We start from the raw sequence: 1,031 nt of genomic DNA on the forward strand, positions 1-1,031 counted from the left end.
CTTGGCTGAGGGTTGTATTATATAATTTTTCACTATCAGGCATGTTTCTGTTAAATATCTCAGATAATTTAAAACTGATATGAGTACGAAAATCTACAGCCAAGTCATTATTCAGTTGGCTTAATTTTTCATTATACGTTTCAGGATTATTGATCACTAGATTGTGAAGTATTTCCGCTGAGTTATTTTGCATAAGCATGGCATTTGATTTTGTATGCAAATATTTTACTTTATAGCCATCAGGAGTAAATTGGTTACGAACGACGATAGTAAGGTCATCACCCTCATTGCGGCTGCTGATGACTAAGTGATCACCATAACGATTGAACTTTAACTCTTCAAATTTATGATCCATCAAAGCGATAGTATCTTCTTCACCTGCATATTCTACTATCATATTTATACCGTCGTTAGCGGCGAAAACATAGAGGTCATTTCCCTCGCCACCGGCTAAATAGTCATTTCCCTTACCACCTTGAAGGCGATCGTTCCCCTTGCCACCATAGAGTTGATCATCTCCGAGCGCACGGCGGGATTGCGCTCTTTGTTCTGACTCAAGTTGGCTAACATCATGGTAATTTAAATCACCATTTAAGCTGTCATTACCTTCTCCACCCACCAGGATATCGCTGCCGGCACCGCCATATAAGCCGTCATCACCGTTACCTCCAATTAATGTATCATGACCCTCCCAGCCAAACAGCGCGTCATTACCCTCTTTACCCTCTATGTAATCATTACCATCGGCACCAGCAAGGTTATCATTTTTTTTACCACCGATAATGGTTTTATCACCGCCGCCAGGCTCGGTGATAACGCCATTTCTTAGTCTGTGTTTACCCGTGAAATATTTGTCCGACTTTTTAAGTATCACGGTTTCAGCCTGTTTCCCTGAGTATCCTATGGTTAACAGTTCATCGGCAGGATATTCAACAAGATCTTCTCTATGAATATAGAGGTACTTACGTGAATCATAAAAGTTATGAGGTTGTTTGGCATTGGATAGGAATAGTTCTTTTCTCTGTTTGTCA

At 40.3% G+C, this 1,031-nt stretch carries 1 protein-coding gene; it reads right to left on the reverse strand.

Going from position 1 to position 1,031, the window contains the following annotated elements:
* On the reverse strand, positions 1-1,031 hold a 1,031-nt coding region (locus V1952_RS22050; protein ID WP_420075577.1), incomplete at both ends, for a calcium-binding protein.

Source organism: Yersinia sp. 2542 StPb PI, from assembly GCF_048593855.1.
In the GTDB taxonomy this organism is placed as follows: domain Bacteria; phylum Pseudomonadota; class Gammaproteobacteria; order Enterobacterales; family Enterobacteriaceae; genus Yersinia; species Yersinia enterocolitica_E.